This window comes from Arthrobacter sp. GCM10027362, from assembly GCF_042679445.1.
GTDB lineage: Bacteria > Actinomycetota > Actinomycetes > Actinomycetales > Micrococcaceae > Crystallibacter.
Genome location: NZ_JBHTML010000104.1, coordinates 1 through 14,142, shown reverse-complemented (window position 1 = coordinate 14,142; position 14,142 = coordinate 1). Strand labels below are relative to the sequence as shown.

Genomic DNA, 14,142 nt, shown 5'->3' with positions numbered 1-14,142 from the left:
AGCCCGGTGAGGTCCTCGACCATCGTCTGGAAGTTCAGCAGCGCCTCGAGCCGGCCCTGGGAGATCTCGGGCTGGTACGGAGTGTAGGCGGTGTACCAGGCGGGGTTTTCCACCACGTTGCGGCGGATCACCGGCGGAGTGATGGTGTCGTAGTAGCCTTGGCCGATCATCTGGACGGCGGTGACGTTCTTGGCCGCGAGGGCGCGCAGGTCGGCGAGGACCTCTGCCTCGCTGCGGGCCGGCGGCAGCTGCAGCGGAGCGGACTGGCGGATGTCCGCGGGCACGGCGGCGTCGACGAGGGCGTCGAGGCTGTCGTAGCCGAGCTGCTTGAGCATCAGCTCGGCATCGTTGCCGCGGGGGCCGATATGCCGGTCGGCGAAGGCAGCGATGGTGGGTTGAACCGTCATGAAAGGAACTCCAGTTATTCGCCGGTATGCGTACATACCTGTGGGTGTGGGTTCCTCCCCGCTCTGTGTTGGTACCTGAGAGATTCCGCGCGGTCCCGATAATTCGTCAGGATCGGCTTGCACCGTCGGTGAGTCAGGCCGGCTGCCCGGAGACTGCTTTCCAGAGTTGCCTGTCCGCGGCGGTACAGGTGCCTGAGAGATTCCTGGGGAGGATTTGCTCCTACGGCGCCTGCTTAATTCAGCAGGACTCTCCCGCCGCATGTCGAAGGCATTATTCAGTTATGGCTACATGAATCCTAGCCGGTTCCGGCAGCTTCCAACAAGGCGGCCCCGGGGCGCAGGCTCAGGCCAGCCGCTGCATGGCGGGCGCCGCCGGCTCGCCGTCCCCGACCGGCAACTGAAGGATCGGCTGCCCTAGCAGAATCCCGCCAACCAGGCCCAGGCCGCGGGGGCCTCGGGTTGGCCGGCCCGGGCGACGGCGGTGTTCATCAGCCCGTAGGGGCGGTCCCCCGCGATGAAGACCTCGTTCTCGTTTTCCAGTCCGAACGGGCTCAGGTCCACCAGGTAGTGGTGCTTGTTCGGCATCACGAAACGGATTTCGGCCAGCTCCAGGCATTCTTCCAGGATGCGCTTGCCAATGGCGAAGATCGTCTGCTGCAGGGACAGCGAATGGGTCACGGCGAAGGTCTCCAGCAGCAGCGCCTTGACCGCCGCATAGCTGGCATCGTAGTCGGGGCCTCCGGCGGTTGTCCGGGCTGCGGCCGGTGGGGCAAAGCGCCACCGCGCGGTCACCGAGGTCGCCAGCACCCGGTCGGTGGTCTCCGGCAGCGTGGTGTACTTGTCGCGCGGAAAACCGTGGAACTCGCTGCCGGTGGACTTGAGCACCATCAGGTCCTTTAGCCCGCCGACCACGTGCTCGATTCCGTCCTCGATGGTCACCGCGGCGGTGCGGACCTCCTGGCCGGTGCGCACGAACGAGTGGTCGTGCCCCTGCCCGTTGACCTGGATGCGTTCCCAGGCGTAGTCCTCGGCTTCCCAGCGGCCTCCGGTGACCCACGGAACGGTGGCGGTGAAGTGGCGGCCCAAGCCCAGCAGGAACTCCTCCGGCGAGCCGACGCCGTATTCCTTGGCGCAGGCATAGATGGTGTTCTTCTGGGTATCAGTGGCCAGCACGTGGGCGTTGTCGCCGGCCCGGTAGCAGTCCTCATAGTCACCGCGCAGCAGCGAGGTCACGTTCAAGTCCCGGATCCGGTGCCGCGCGGTCTGCCGTTCAACCCGGACCAGGCGCACCTCCGCCTTGCCGTACTGGTTGGCTCCGAGCACGATTTCGGTCCCGCCTTCCGCGGCGGCCCCCTGGCCCAGCCTGCCTGCGGCGCTTTCCGCCGTCATGGGTCAACTCCCCCGGTAGGTCGAATAGGCGAACGGGCTCAGCAGCAGCGGTACGTGGTAGTGGGCTTCGCCGTCGGAAATCCGGAACACGATGCCCACCTCGGGAAAGAAGGTCTCCTGCCCGCGGGCCGCAAAATAGGCGCCGGTGCCGAACACCAGCCGGTAGTCCCCCGGCGCCAGCCGTTCGGGACCGAGCCCGGCCACACGACCGTCGTCGTCCGTGGCGGCGCCGGCCAGCCTGACGCCCGCGGCGTCCTCGAGCGCCACCGACACACCTGCCGCCGGCCGGCCGGTGGCACCGTCCAGCACGTGGGTGGTGACGTGGCTGGCGGTCATGTTCTTCCTTTCCGGACTGCCCCGGCGCCGGTCCGACCTATTAACCCGAGGGTAACAAGAGCTGTCCGCCGGTGAAACACATCATTCGTCGTCCCGCATCCGGCGGACCCCGAACCGTTCACGGCGGCCTAATCCTTGAGCTGCCCGTCCAGGCGCAGCACCGCGATTTCTGCCAGCTGCTCCGCCCGGACCCGCGCCTCCGTCGCGTCGTCGTTGCCGAGCCGCTCCTTGAGCTGGGCGAACAGTTCCGCCTGGCTGCGTCCGGCCGCGCGGATCAGGAAAATCCTGCCGAAGCGCTGCTCGTAGGCACGGTTGGCCTCCAGCCAGTGGGCTGCGGTGGCGGCATCGGTGCGGACCCCTGCCTGCTCGCGGAGGGCATGCTCCGCCTCGGCACGGCCGACCCCGACCGGAACGGCGTGCGGCTGCGGCGGCTTCTCGCCGATCCGCGGATGGTGGGCCAGCGCCGCGTCGACCTCGGCGTCGGTCCAGCCGCCCGCCTGCGCCCGGGCTGCCTCCAGCAACTGCCGCCGGCTGGCATAGGGTCTGCCGGCCACCAGCGCGTGCGACCACGAGGCGATCGGCGCACAGGGCGCAAGGAACAGGGCGGCCTCCGCTTCCGGCGCATTGTTGAATTCCTCCAGATTCATGGCGCCAGCCTACTGCCGGGCCCGGGCCGGACGGATCCTGTGCCGCAGCCGCAACGGCACCATCGGGCAAATCCGGTCAGGCGGTCGAACGGCCGGCGGCCCGGAGAGGACCCGGTGGCCCGCAGCGGCTTCCTGCCGGTAGCCGGTCTCCTCCGGAGCAGCCGGACTAGGTTTCGCCGCGCCCGATCATGCCCTTGACGTAGGCGGCCTGGCCGCAATGCTCAAGACAGTCATCCACCACGCTGACCAGCCGCACGCCCAGGGTGACCGGCGGATCCCAACGGGTGTCCACAATACGGTCCAGGTCCTGTTCGTCCAGCGAGCGCAGGTAGCGCACGGTGCCCGCGTGCACGGCGTCGAAATACTCCCGCAGCAGCCCGGCGGAGTTGACCCGGACCAGGTCCACCTGGGCGGAGCTGTGCCCGTAGCCGGTGTCCCCGGCGTCCAGCGGCAGCCCGAACTGCCCGACCCAGTCTTCTGCCAGCCACTGCTGCTCGGTCCCGGCGACGTCGGCGATGTGGTCATCCTGCACGCGTGTCAGGTGCCAGACGAGCCAGCCGATGGAGTTACCCCCTCCGCCGGGGCGCACCGCCAACTGTTCCGCGGTCAGGCCTTCCAGGACGGTGTGCACGCGCTCCCGGGCACGGCCGTAGGCGTCGATCAGGAGGTCGTTGAATTTCATGCTGACAGCCTACGACGCCGCTGCACCGCCTGCAGGTGGATCCTCCGCCAATCCTCACCCGGTCCTGCCCTGACCCTGGAGGCCGGCCTTGGGCCGCACAGGTCCCCGGACCGGCACGAGTTCAGCCTGCGGCTGGTTCACTCCGGCTGTTGACCGGCTGCCCTGCGGGTCATGTCCACCAGGCTCAGCCACGGCCCGGTAACCTGCCCTTCGGGCAGCGTCACCCGGTGCTCCCCTGCCCGGATGTCGTACATGTAGCGGTCCGGCTGGTTCTGCTGGTCCGGGATGCTTTCCCAAGGGCATGCCTCGATGGCGTCGAGCCAGTCCTTCTCGAGTTCGTCCCCGCCCACTTCCACTGCCCACTGCGTGGTCAGGCCGGCAAACCCTCCGGTGCGCTTGACACAGATTTTCATGCCATTCCGCCCGTCCCGTTTCCGGTCCTCTTTAGACCGTAAAATTCAGTCCTTCAGGCCCACCTCGGCCCAAGCCGCCGCCAGCGCGGCATGTTCCTCCGATTCCCTACCGTACCGCTTTACCGCCGCAGATTCAGTGGCTCGGGCAAACCCGGCGAAATCCGTCCGCGGTCCCACTTCCGGCCCGGTCAGGGCGTCGTACCAGATCAGGCCGGCCCGTTCCCAGGCGTGCCCGCCCAGGCGCAGGGCCAGCAGCACGAAGGCGCGGTTGGGAATGCCGGAGTTTATATGGACACCGCCATTGTCATCCGTGGTGTCGACATAGCCGGCCATCGTGCCCGGTTGCGGATCCTTGCCGATGACGTCGTCATCGTAGGCGGTGCCGGGTTCCTTCAGCGAGCGCAGCGCCACGCCGTTGACCCGGTCCGTGAACAGCCCCTCCCCGATCAGCCAGCCCGCCTCCTGCGCTGTCTGCCGCAGCGCATACTGCTCCACCAGGCAGGCGAAAACGTCCGAGACGGATTCGTTCAGGGCGCCGGACTGTCCCTGGTAGGCGAAGTTGGCGGTGTACTGGGTGACCCCGTGCGTCAGCTCGTGCCCGATCACCGAAAGCGAGCCGGTGAACCGCCGGAAAATCTGCCCGTCCCCGTCACCGAAGACCATCCGGGTGCCGTTCCAGAAGGCGTTGTCATAGTCCTGCCCGTAGTGGACCGTGGCGCGCAGGACCTCGCCGGCGTCGTCAAGCGAATTGCGCCCGTAGGCATGCGCGAACAGGTCGAATGTCGCGCCCAGTCCGTCATAGGCCTCGTTGACCGCCGGGTCCGCGACCGGAGGCCCGCCCTCGCTGCGCGCCCGTTTCCCCGGCAGCCGCTCGGCGTGCTGGGCGTCGTTGATCTGCCGGTCCGGCGCCAAGTCCGGCCAGGCGTCCGGCCCGCGTTCGGGCTCCGGTCCCGGCCCTGGTACCTGTCCGACCCCCTGCGCTCCGGGTGCCGGGTATACGGCGGCCAACAGCTGGGCTTTGGCCTGGCGGGTCCGGTTCAACCCTGCCGTGCGGATGAGCGCCCGGCGGGCCGCCTCGGCCGCAGGCCGCAGGCTCTCCGGCTCCAGCCGCGCAATCTGGCGCAGCAGGTAGGGCGGAACGATGGAACAGTGCACGGCAACCTCCCTGGTTACTTCCAGCCTAGGCCCCGCTGCCGACAACTTCCGCCTGCCCGGCCGAACGGCGGGAGCCGCACGGTGCCAGTGTAGATTTTCCCTACAGGGCCGCACCGGCCGCAGCGTGACGTCACCAAGGAACTCCATGCCCCGCTCCTCCGCCCGCCAGCGCATGCCCGTCCGGGCGGTCATCACAGTGCTCTGCCTCGCGGGCACCATCGTGGCCCTGCAGCAGACCATGGTGGTGCCGCTGCTGCCGGATTTCCAGCAGCTGCTGGGCCTGACTGCCGAGGATGTGTCCTGGCTGGTGACCGCCACCTTGCTCACCTCGGCGGTGGCGACGCCGATTGTCGCCCGGCTGGCGGACATGTTCGGCAAGCGCTTGATGATGGTCGTCTGCATCCTGCTCATGACGGCGGGCTCAGTGGTTGCCGCGCTTGGCGGCGGATTCGGCGCGCTGGTCATCGGCCGGGCGCTGCAAGGCTTTTCCTCGGCGCTGATTCCGGTAGGCATCAGCATCATGCGCGACGAACTGCCCAGGGAAAAGGTCAGTTCGGCCGTGGCCATCATGAGCGCGACGCTGGGCATCGGCGGGGCACTGGGCCTGCCGTTGGGCGGCTGGCTCTTTGAAAAGGCCGGCTGGGAAATCATTTTCTGGCTCTCGGCTGCCGCCGGCGTGGTCCTCCTGGGCGGCGTGCTGGCCGTCGTCTCCGAGTCGGAGGTCAAGGCGGGCGGACGCTTCGACTACCTCGGCGCCCTGCTGCTCTCCGTGGCGCTAACCGCGTTGCTGCTGGCCATTTCCAAGGGCGGCAGCTGGGGCTGGGGCAGCGAGCCGGTCGTCCTGCTCTTTGTCCTTACCGCCGTGGTGCTGGCCGCGTGGTTCCCGTATTCGTTGAAGGTGAGCCAGCCGCTGGTGGACCTGCGCACCTCCGGCCGCCGCCCGGTGCTGCTGACCAACATCGCCTCGGTCCTGGTGGGCTTCGCACTCTTCGCGAATATGCTGCTGAGCACCCAGCAGCTCCAGCTTCCCGCGGGAACAGGCCACGGCTTCGGCCTGAGCCCGATTGCCGCCGGGGTGGCCATGATCCCCTCGGGCCTGGCCATGGTCCTGTTCTCGCCCGTCTCCGGGGCCATGATCAACCGTTTCGGCGGAAAGGCGACGCTCTTCGCCGGCTCCGCTGTCATGGCGGCCGGGTATGTGGCCCGGGTGTTCTTCAGCGACTCCGTGGCAGCCGTCATCCTGGGCGCCACGGTGGTCAGCATCGGTTCGGCCGTCGCGTACGCCGCGATGCCCAGCCTGATCATGGCCAACGTCCCGATCACGGAAACGGCCTCAGCCAACGGGCTCAATGCCCTGCTACGCGCTATCGGCACGTCCACCTCCAGCGCCGTCGTCGCCGTCGTCCTCGCGTCTGTCACCGCCGCCTACGGCGGAGTGCAACTGCCCGCCCTGGCGGCATTCCAAGACGTATTCTGGATTGCCGCGGTGGCATCGCTGGGTGCCTGCGCGGTGGTGTGGTATATTCCGCCGCGGGAGCGTGTGCCCGCCGAAACCCCGCCGGCCGTCCGGCTGCCGGCGGTCACCCCGGCCGGTGAAAGCGCGGAGACGGTGGTCCACGGCTGTGTCCTGACCGGCGAGGAGAATCCGATCCCGCACGCCGTCACCACGGTCATGAAGACCACCGGAGAACCTGTGGACTGGAGCCGCGCGGACAACGAGGGCAGGTTTTCGCTGGCCCTGCCCGGACCCGGCGAATACCTGGTCGTGGCCAGTGCGGACGGCTGGGTGCCGCGCTCCAGGGTGGTGGCGTTCACCGGCGAAGGACATGAAGAACGCATCCATCTGCGGCACCAGCTCTCGCTGACCGGGTGGGTGCTGCGCGACGGCGAGTCCCTGCCCGGAGCACTGGTGGCACTCAGTGCCAGCTCGGGCGAATTCGTGGACTCGACCCGGACGGACCGCACCGGGCACTACAAGCTTCCACTGCCGCCGCCGGGCCGGTACATCCTGACGGCCGTCGAGGTGGAGACATTCCATACCTACTCCCGCAGGATGATCGCCACTGCCGAATCCGCGGTGGTCAACCTGGACCTGGTCGGCACGGCGCTGCCGCGGGACTGAGATTGGGGCGCTCCCGCGGTGTCGGCTGCGCCGCCACGGCAGGGCCCTCGCGCCCCACTCTACGGGCGCTCCCGCGGTGTCGGCTGCGCCCGTTCACGGCCACCCCGCACGCTCCGCGCACGGGCCCCCTGGCCGCTCGCTTAGCAGGGCCCTCGCGCCTACTCTGCGGGCACTCGGCCTGGACCGCTACCTGCCGTCGCGGAGGTGGGCGGCCAGGACCCAGAAGAGCCTGTTCAGACGCTGCACTGCGGCATCCGAATCGCCGGCAGCCAGATACCCCACTGTCTCCTCCCAGCCCGCCGTCCAGGTCTCGTACAGCTCCGGATAGGGGTGCAGATGCAGCCGCGCCAAGGCCCGGTAGATTACGTGCTCGGCCAGGGCCCTCAGTTCGTCGTGGCCGGCCGCGAGCATCAGGGTGTTCAACAGTTCCAGGGCGGCCTCGTTGGAACCGGGGATGTCGTCCGCGGCCAGCATCCTGCGCTGGCGTGCCACGGTCTCGCCCAAGGCCCGCACCTCGTCCACGGTCAGCCGCGGGGCCGCCCGTTCCAACAGTGCAGTGACCACGATTCCGAGTACCTCCATCAGTTCCACGGCATTTCGGTCGCTCACCACCGTGACCCGGCGCCGCTTGTTCGGCAGAGCCTCGATCAGCCCCTCGCTGATCAGCTGGACAATCGCTTCCCGCACCGGGGTGATGCTCAGGTTCAGGTTCCGGGCCAGCTCTGCGTCCTTGACCGGTGCGCCCGGAGCCAGGGTGCCGGAGAGGATTTCATCCCGCAGATACTGTTCCACTGCGTCACGACGCGTCCGGGGAACCTCGTTGCCCATAGGCACCTCCTGCCGGCCGCGGCGGCCCATTGGGCTTCAAGCCCTGCGTTCCGTCACGAACGTGAAATTTTCGCCAATCACTGGAAACAATGCATTTCGAATCCTAGTCTGGGGAGACCTGCGTCACAACGGCGTGCCGCAGGGCCGGCCCGGCCCATGGCGCGGACGCGGGCTTGGGGGTTTACTTGGAGGTAGCTCTATCCCCTAGAGAAAGCAGGCGACAGCCGTCATGGATACTGCCCAGCTGATCTGGATCATCGTTGCAATAGTTGTTGTCATCGTCATCATCGGCGTCATCGCATTCCTGGCCCGCAGGCGCAGCGCTGTCCGTGCCGAGCAGCAGCGGGAGGCGGACCGCAGGAAAGCCGGCGAGCTGCGCGAGTCCGCCCAGGCGGCTGACCTTGAGGCCCGGGAACGCGAAGCGGCGGCACTGAAGGCACAGGCCCATGCCCAGCAGGCCGAAGTCGATGCCGAACGGCTTCGCCGGGAGGCCGAGCAGCGCACCGCGGATGCCCAGGGCCGCCGCGAACAGTCGGAGGAACGGTTCCGGCAGGCGGCGGCCCTGGATCCGGACATGTCCGACGGCGGCAGGGCACCCGGACCGGACCAGGGAGCTGCTCCCCGGCGCCCGGACGACGGACCGACGGCATGAACGGCATGGAGCCGGCGCAGGCTATCCGTACCATCTACACGGGCAGCGCGGAGTCCAACAGCAAGGACCCGCACGACTGGGGCAGGGCGATGGCGGCCGCCATGTCCGACCTCCTCACCCGCAGCAGCATTAAGGGCAGCTGCCGGAAGGAACTCTTCGGCGAGGACCTGCGCCTGACGGTTGCGGAAACGACGGAAGGCGTCCAGATCACCCTGACCTGGAACTCCGTGGAAAATTCCCCCGAGTAGGTCCGGAGCACCGGAGGCATGATGCCCGCAGACAGCGAGCCTTATCTGCACAACCTTGCGGCGGTGGTTGCCGCACCCCTGCAGGTCTGGTCGGACCCGCAGGGCCAGGTCCGCGGCCACGGGGCGCAGGGCGTGTACTTCGGCGAGGAGCGGGTCATGGCCCGCTGCCTGTTGCGGGTGAACGGCGCCGAACCCGAGTGGCTGTCCACCCAGGCCCGCTCCGCCACCGCGGCGGAGTATATCCATTCCATCCGGGTTCCCGACGGGGAGGCGGACCCGGTGGTGTGGGTGATCCGCACCCGGACGGCCGCCCCCGGGCGGCTGACCGAATCGCTGAGCTTCGAGTCCGGTCTGCCGCAGGCGGTGCGGCTGGCCGTCCAGCTGGAACTGGTGGCGGATTCATCCTCTGTGGAACAGGTCCGGTACGGCATCGCCTTCTCGGCCGGCGGCGTCGCCCCGGGCGGCAGCCGGTGGCACTGGCGGGACCCCTCCACCACCGCCTCGCTCACCGCCGCGGGAGCCACCATCGAAGCCGACGGCAGCCTGGTCCTGCTCAAGTGGACCGTCGAACTCTCCCCGGAAACCGCCGTCGAACTCGGCTGGTCCCTGGACCTCCGGGACGACAACGCGCCGCTGCAGGCGGGCGGCGGCAAGCCCCTGCTGACTCCGGCCATGGCCGGGGAGCCGCGGCTGCAGCGGCTGATGAGCACTTCCATCAGCGACCTGAACAGCCTGCGCATGGCGGATGCGCAGGCTCCGGAGGATGCCTTCCTGGCTGCCGGTGCACCCTGGTACCTGACGTTGTTCGGCCGGGACTCGCTCATCGCGGCCCGGATGCTGCTGCCAGTCAACCGGGACCTGGCGGCCAGCACGCTGCGGGCGCTGGCCGCCCGCCAGGGCACCCGGAAGGATCCGGAGACAGCCCAGGAACCGGGCAAGATCGTGCACGAGGTCCGGCGCCAGTTCACGCAACTGCCCCCGGTGTACTACGACTACTACGGCAGCATGGACGCCACCGCGCTGTGGGTGTGCCTGCTGCACGACACCTGGCAGGCGGGGCTGCCGGATGCCGAAGCAGCCGCCCTGCTGCCGAATCTGGAGGCGGCGCTGGCCTGGCTGCGCGACGATGGCGACGCTGACGGCGACGGCTTCCTCGAGCACCTGGACGAGACCGGCGGCGGGATGCTGCACCACGGCTGGAAGGAATCACCCGATGCCGTGCGCTGGCATGACGGTACCCCGGCCAAGGGGCCGCTCGTCCTGCCGGAGGTCCAGGCCTATGCCCACGAGGCGGCCCTGTGCGGAGCGGCCCTGTTGGAGCATTTCCACGGCGGGGACGCCGCCCGGCCCTGGTTGGCCTTTGCCGCCGAGCTGAAGGACCGCTTCCACGAGCGGTTCTGGTGCTCGGATGACTTCGGCCCCTATCCGGCCTTGGCCCTGGACGCGGACAAGGAGCCGGTGGACGGCATCGGATCCAACATGGGCCATCTGCTCGGCACCGGCCTGCTGGACGACGACGAGACCGCTGCCGTGGTGGGCCGGCTGATGCATCCGTCCGTGTTCTCCGGCTACGGCATCCGGACCCTGTCCACCTCCAACACGGCCTACTGGCCCACCCGCACCCATGCCGGCGCGGTGTGGACCCACGACAGCGCCTGGATCGTGATGGGCATGCTCCGCTCCGGATTCGCGGACCAGGCGGCCCTGCTGGCCTCCGGATTGCTCAACGCCGCGGAGGGCTTCGACTGGCGCCTGCCCGGAATGTTCTCCGGCCACTCCACCCAGGAAGTCTGGCCGCCCGTTCCCCACCCTGCGGCCGCCAGGCCGCAGGCCTGGTCTGCCGCATCCGCGGTGCCGATCGCCCTGGCCCTGGGCGGTTTCAACGCCTTGGGCTGACCAGGGCGGGCTGCCCGGTACGAGGATCCCCAGCCACAGAAGGAGCATTTGATGAGCGGATGGAACGCGGATACGGCCGCCGGCCCGTCGGGAGCCGGAGCGGTCACGGTGGTGGAAGGATCTTCCTTCTGTATTTCATCCCCCAGCGGGAATATCCATCCCGAGCTGACGCAGGGTGCCTTCTACCAGGACACGCGGATCCTCTCCGGCTGGCAGCTGACCGTGGACGGCCAGCCGCTGGAGCCGCTGTCCGCTCAGGTGAAGGAACCCTATCGGGCGGTTTTTGTCGGACGGGCCAAACGTCTGGACGGGCACGCCGACAGCCCGCTGGTCATTGAGCGGGAACGCCTGGTCGGCGCGGGGGTGCGGGAGGACATTACGATCCGCAACTATTCCCGCGAACCTGCCGAATGCAGCGTCCGGGTGGATGTGGACGCGGATTTTGCCGATCTGTTCGACGTCAAGGGCGGGGTGGCGATCGCCCGGAAGCACCTGACGCGCCGCGTGCAGGAAGGCGAACTTCTGCTGGAGGCCGTCCGCGATGGCGGCCACCGGGGCATTGCGGTCCACGGCCGCGGCGCGCAGATGGACGACGGCGGACTCAGCTTCAGCGCCGCAGTGCCGGCCCGCGGCACCTGGCACACCAGCCTCATCGTGACTCCGCTGGTGGAGCGCGACCGGCCGGCGCAACCCTTTGTCCACACGCTGCCGCCGTCCGCACTGGAAGCCGCCCGCCGGTACCAGGCGTGGGAGAGGTACATTCCCGAACTGCACCTGTCGAATACGGAAATCGAACAGACCCTCAGACGCAGCAGCGATGACCTGGGATCCCTCAGGATGTTCGACCGGGAGCACCCGGGCCGGACGGTGGTCGCCGCCGGCGCCCCCTGGTTCATGGCCCTTTTCGGCCGGGACTCGCTGCTGTCCTCTTTCATGTCGCTGCCGGTCGATCCGTCGCTGGCCCGGGGCACGCTCCAGACGCTCGCCGAGCTGCAGGGGCAGCAGGTCAACCCCGCCACCGAGGAGGAACCCGGACGGATCCTTCACGAGGTACGCCTCGGCGTGACTGCCGGACTGGCCTTGGGCAACGGAACGGCCTACTACGGCACCGCAGATGCCACGCCGCTCTTTCTCATCCTCCTGTCCGAACTTGACCGCTGGGGACTTGAGCGCGATGTGCGGAACCAGCTCCTGCCCCATGCGGACCGGGCGCTGGACTGGATCCAGGACTACGGAGACCGCGACGGCGATGGTTTCGTGGAGTACCAGCGCGCCACCGAACACGGACTGATCAACCAGGGCTGGAAGGATTCCTGGGACGGCATAAACTTCGCCGACGGGACCCTGGCCGAGGCCCCGATCGCGCTCTGCGAGGTGCAAGCCTATGTCTACGGGGCATATATCGGCAGGGCCATGCTGGCCATGACCGACGGGGACCGCCACCTGGCCGCCGTGTGGGGCCGGCGTGCCGCCGCCCTGAAGGAAGAATTCAACGAGCGGTTCTGGTTGCCGGACAAGGGCTACTATGCCATTGCGCTGGACAAGGACAAGCGGCCGGTGGACGCCTGTGCCTCCAACATGGGCCACTGCCTGTGGACCGGGATCGTGGATGAAGACAAGGCGCCCCTGGTGGCCGAACGCCTGATGTCCCCGGAGATGTTCACCGGCTGGGGCATCCGGACCCTTGCCTCGGATATGGGCGCCTACAACCCGGTCAGCTACCACAACGGCTCGGTCTGGCCCCATGACAGCACCCTCGTGGCCGCGGGCCTGATGCGCTACGGCTTTGTGGAGGAGGCCCGCCGCCTGATCACCGGGCTGTTCGAGGCGGCCGGGCACTTCGACGGGCGGCTGCCGGAGCTTTTCTGCGGCTTCGACAGGTCCGAATACACCCCGCCCATCCCCTACCCCACCTCGTGCTCCCCGCAGGCGTGGGCAGCGGCCTCCCCGCTGCACCTGCTGCGTGTCCTGCTGCGCATGGACCCGTGCTTCCCCACCGGGGAGCTGTGGATCTCGCCGGTGATCCCACCCGGCTTCGGGTCCTTCGAAGCCAGCAATGTGCTGCTGGGCGGCTCCCGGCTGTCACTGTCCGCAGACGGCGGCGAGTTCACCATTGACGGCCTCGATCCGGCGCTGCAACTGCACCGCTCCCTGCGGCCCCAGCTCGCGGAGCTGCTGGCCGTGCTGGGGGCAGATTCGGACGCGCAAGTGGGAGGCCGGTAACATGCGCATCGGCCTGGTTGCTCCGCCCTGGATCCCGGTGCCTCCCCCGGCCTATGGCGGAACCGAAATGGTGGTGGACCTGCTGGCCCGGGGCCTGGCCGCCGCCGGGCACGAGGTGCTGCTGGCTGCCTCCTCCGACAGCGCCTGTCCGGTGCCGCTGGTACCCGGACTGGACGCCTCGGATCCCCGGAACCTCGGAGCGAGCGATGTGGAACTGGCCCATGTCGTCCGCGCCTACGAGGCCATGGCAGGGGTGGACCTGGTCCACGACCATACGCTTGCCGGGCCGCTGTACCGGCACCGTCCGCCGCAGCTTCCCCTGGTGGCCACCAACCACGGACCGTTTACCCCGCTCCAGTCGGTGATCTACCGGGCCATGAGCCGCGACGTTGCCGTCGTGGCCATTTCCCGCCACCAAGCCAGCACCGCGGCACCCGGGATCAGCATTGCCCGGGTCATCCACCACGGCCTCGACACGGACGCCATTCCTGTCGGCACGGGCAGCGGCGGATACGGCTGCTTCCTTGGGCGCATGAACCCGGACAAGGGAATAGCCGAGGCCATCTCGATCGCCCGCGCCGCCGGCATGCCGCTGAAAATCGCCGCCAAAATGCGCGAACCAACCGAAATCGACTACTACGAAACCGTCATCAAGCCGATGCTCTGCCCCGGGGTGGATTTCCTGGGCGAAATCTCCCCGCAGGAGAAGTACGCCCTGCTCGGCGACGCCGTGGCCTTGCTCAATCCCATCCAGTGGGACGAGCCCTTCGGCCTGGTCATGATCGAAGCACTTGCTACCGGGACCCCTGTGATCGGAACGCCGCGGGGCGCCGCCCCGGAAATCATCGTCCCCGGGCGGACCGGGTTCCTGGCCTCCTCCGGGCAGGAACTGGCGGGATTCCTGCAGCGTGCCGCCGAACTGAACCGCGCAGAGTGCCGGGCCCATGTGGAGCGGCACTTCAGCGCCCGGCGGATGGTCGAGGACCACCTGCTGCTGTACGCGGACATGCTCCGGGGCGGGTCCCTCCCGCCGCCGGTGCCCCAGGGTGCCGCGGCCGGGCAGCCGCAGGCCGCGGCAACGGTCTCCGAGCCGGCTCCGGGAAACCGGCCCGGCACCGGCAGGCGGGAGGGTTCCTAAACCGGG

General features: G+C 68.7%; 13 protein-coding genes, 1 pseudogene and 1 riboswitch. Of the genes and pseudogenes, 6 read left to right on the top strand and 8 right to left on the bottom strand.

Annotation, left to right across the window (positions count from 1 at the left end; genetic code table 11):
• The 7 genes and pseudogenes from ACFQ36_RS14445 to ACFQ36_RS14415 form a co-directional block, all read right to left on the bottom strand.
• A pseudogene (locus ACFQ36_RS14445) lies at nt 1-407 on the bottom strand (glycine dehydrogenase (aminomethyl-transferring)); the annotation flags it as partial.
• 170 nt (nt 408-577) lie between these two features.
• Nucleotides 578-672, bottom strand: a riboswitch (glycine riboswitch).
• A 149-nt stretch (nt 673-821) separates the two neighbouring features.
• A complete protein-coding gene (gene pucL / locus ACFQ36_RS14440) occupies nt 822-1,796 on the bottom strand; it encodes a factor-independent urate hydroxylase (protein WP_377014744.1) in 975 nt (324 codons plus the stop codon).
• A gap of 3 nt (nt 1,797-1,799) precedes the next feature.
• Nucleotides 1,800-2,132 (bottom strand): hydroxyisourate hydrolase, encoded by a 333-nt coding sequence (gene uraH, locus ACFQ36_RS14435; RefSeq protein WP_377014742.1) that lies wholly within the window; start codon nt 2,130-2,132, stop codon nt 1,800-1,802.
• Between the two features lie 128 nt (nt 2,133-2,260).
• Nucleotides 2,261-2,779 (bottom strand): 2-oxo-4-hydroxy-4-carboxy-5-ureidoimidazoline decarboxylase, encoded by a 519-nt coding sequence (uraD, locus tag ACFQ36_RS14430; protein ID WP_377014740.1) that lies wholly within the window; start codon nt 2,777-2,779, stop codon nt 2,261-2,263.
• Nucleotides 2,780-2,945: 166 nt separating this feature from the next.
• Nucleotides 2,946-3,461, bottom strand: coding sequence for a DinB family protein (locus tag ACFQ36_RS14425; protein ID WP_377014738.1), 516 nt, complete (start codon nt 3,459-3,461; stop codon nt 2,946-2,948).
• Between the two features lie 137 nt (nt 3,462-3,598).
• Nucleotides 3,599-3,874, bottom strand: a complete 276-nt coding sequence (locus tag ACFQ36_RS14420) for a protealysin inhibitor emfourin (RefSeq protein WP_377014736.1) — start codon at nt 3,872-3,874, stop codon at nt 3,599-3,601.
• A 45-nt stretch (nt 3,875-3,919) separates the two neighbouring features.
• Nucleotides 3,920-5,029 (bottom strand): M4 family metallopeptidase, encoded by a 1,110-nt coding sequence (locus tag ACFQ36_RS14415; RefSeq protein ID WP_377014734.1) that lies wholly within the window; start codon nt 5,027-5,029, stop codon nt 3,920-3,922.
• Between the two features lie 145 nt (nt 5,030-5,174).
• On the opposite strand from ACFQ36_RS14415, the gene ACFQ36_RS14410 reads away from it, so the two are divergent.
• Nucleotides 5,175-7,151: an MFS transporter gene (locus ACFQ36_RS14410; RefSeq protein ID WP_377014732.1), complete on the top strand. Its 1,977-nt coding sequence runs from the start codon at nt 5,175-5,177 to the stop codon at nt 7,149-7,151.
• A 186-nt stretch (nt 7,152-7,337) separates the two neighbouring features.
• Here the strand turns inward: ACFQ36_RS14410 and ACFQ36_RS14405 are convergent, their stop codons facing one another.
• Nucleotides 7,338-7,979 (bottom strand): GntR family transcriptional regulator, encoded by a 642-nt coding sequence (locus ACFQ36_RS14405; RefSeq protein ID WP_377014731.1) that lies wholly within the window; start codon nt 7,977-7,979, stop codon nt 7,338-7,340.
• Between the two features lie 229 nt (nt 7,980-8,208).
• Between ACFQ36_RS14405 and ACFQ36_RS14400 the strand changes: the two genes are divergently transcribed.
• Genes ACFQ36_RS14400 through ACFQ36_RS14380 form a run of 5 tightly spaced genes read left to right on the top strand, consistent with a single transcriptional unit; the run spans nt 8,209 to nt 14,136 of the window.
• Entirely contained in the window at nt 8,209-8,631 is a 423-nt protein-coding gene (locus ACFQ36_RS14400; protein WP_377014729.1) for a hypothetical protein, read from the top strand.
• Nucleotides 8,628-8,879 carry a hypothetical protein gene (locus ACFQ36_RS14395; protein WP_377014727.1) on the top strand — a complete coding sequence of 84 codons (252 nt, stop codon included), beginning with the start codon at nt 8,628-8,630 and terminating at the stop codon, nt 8,877-8,879. The genes ACFQ36_RS14400 and ACFQ36_RS14395 overlap by 4 nt, the downstream gene beginning before the upstream one ends.
• A gap of 18 nt (nt 8,880-8,897) precedes the next feature.
• The gene (locus tag ACFQ36_RS14390) at nt 8,898-10,775 is read left to right on the top strand and encodes a glycogen debranching N-terminal domain-containing protein (RefSeq protein WP_377014725.1); all 1,878 of its coding nucleotides are present in this window, start codon (nt 8,898-8,900) and stop codon (nt 10,773-10,775) included.
• A 51-nt stretch (nt 10,776-10,826) separates the two neighbouring features.
• Nucleotides 10,827-12,998, top strand: coding sequence for a glycogen debranching N-terminal domain-containing protein (locus tag ACFQ36_RS14385; protein ID WP_377014723.1), 2,172 nt, complete (start codon nt 10,827-10,829; stop codon nt 12,996-12,998).
• 1 nt (nt 12,999) lies between these two features.
• Nucleotides 13,000-14,136, top strand: coding sequence for a glycosyltransferase family 4 protein (locus ACFQ36_RS14380; RefSeq protein WP_377014721.1), 1,137 nt, complete (start codon nt 13,000-13,002; stop codon nt 14,134-14,136).
• Nucleotides 14,137-14,142: the final 6 nt, after the last annotated feature.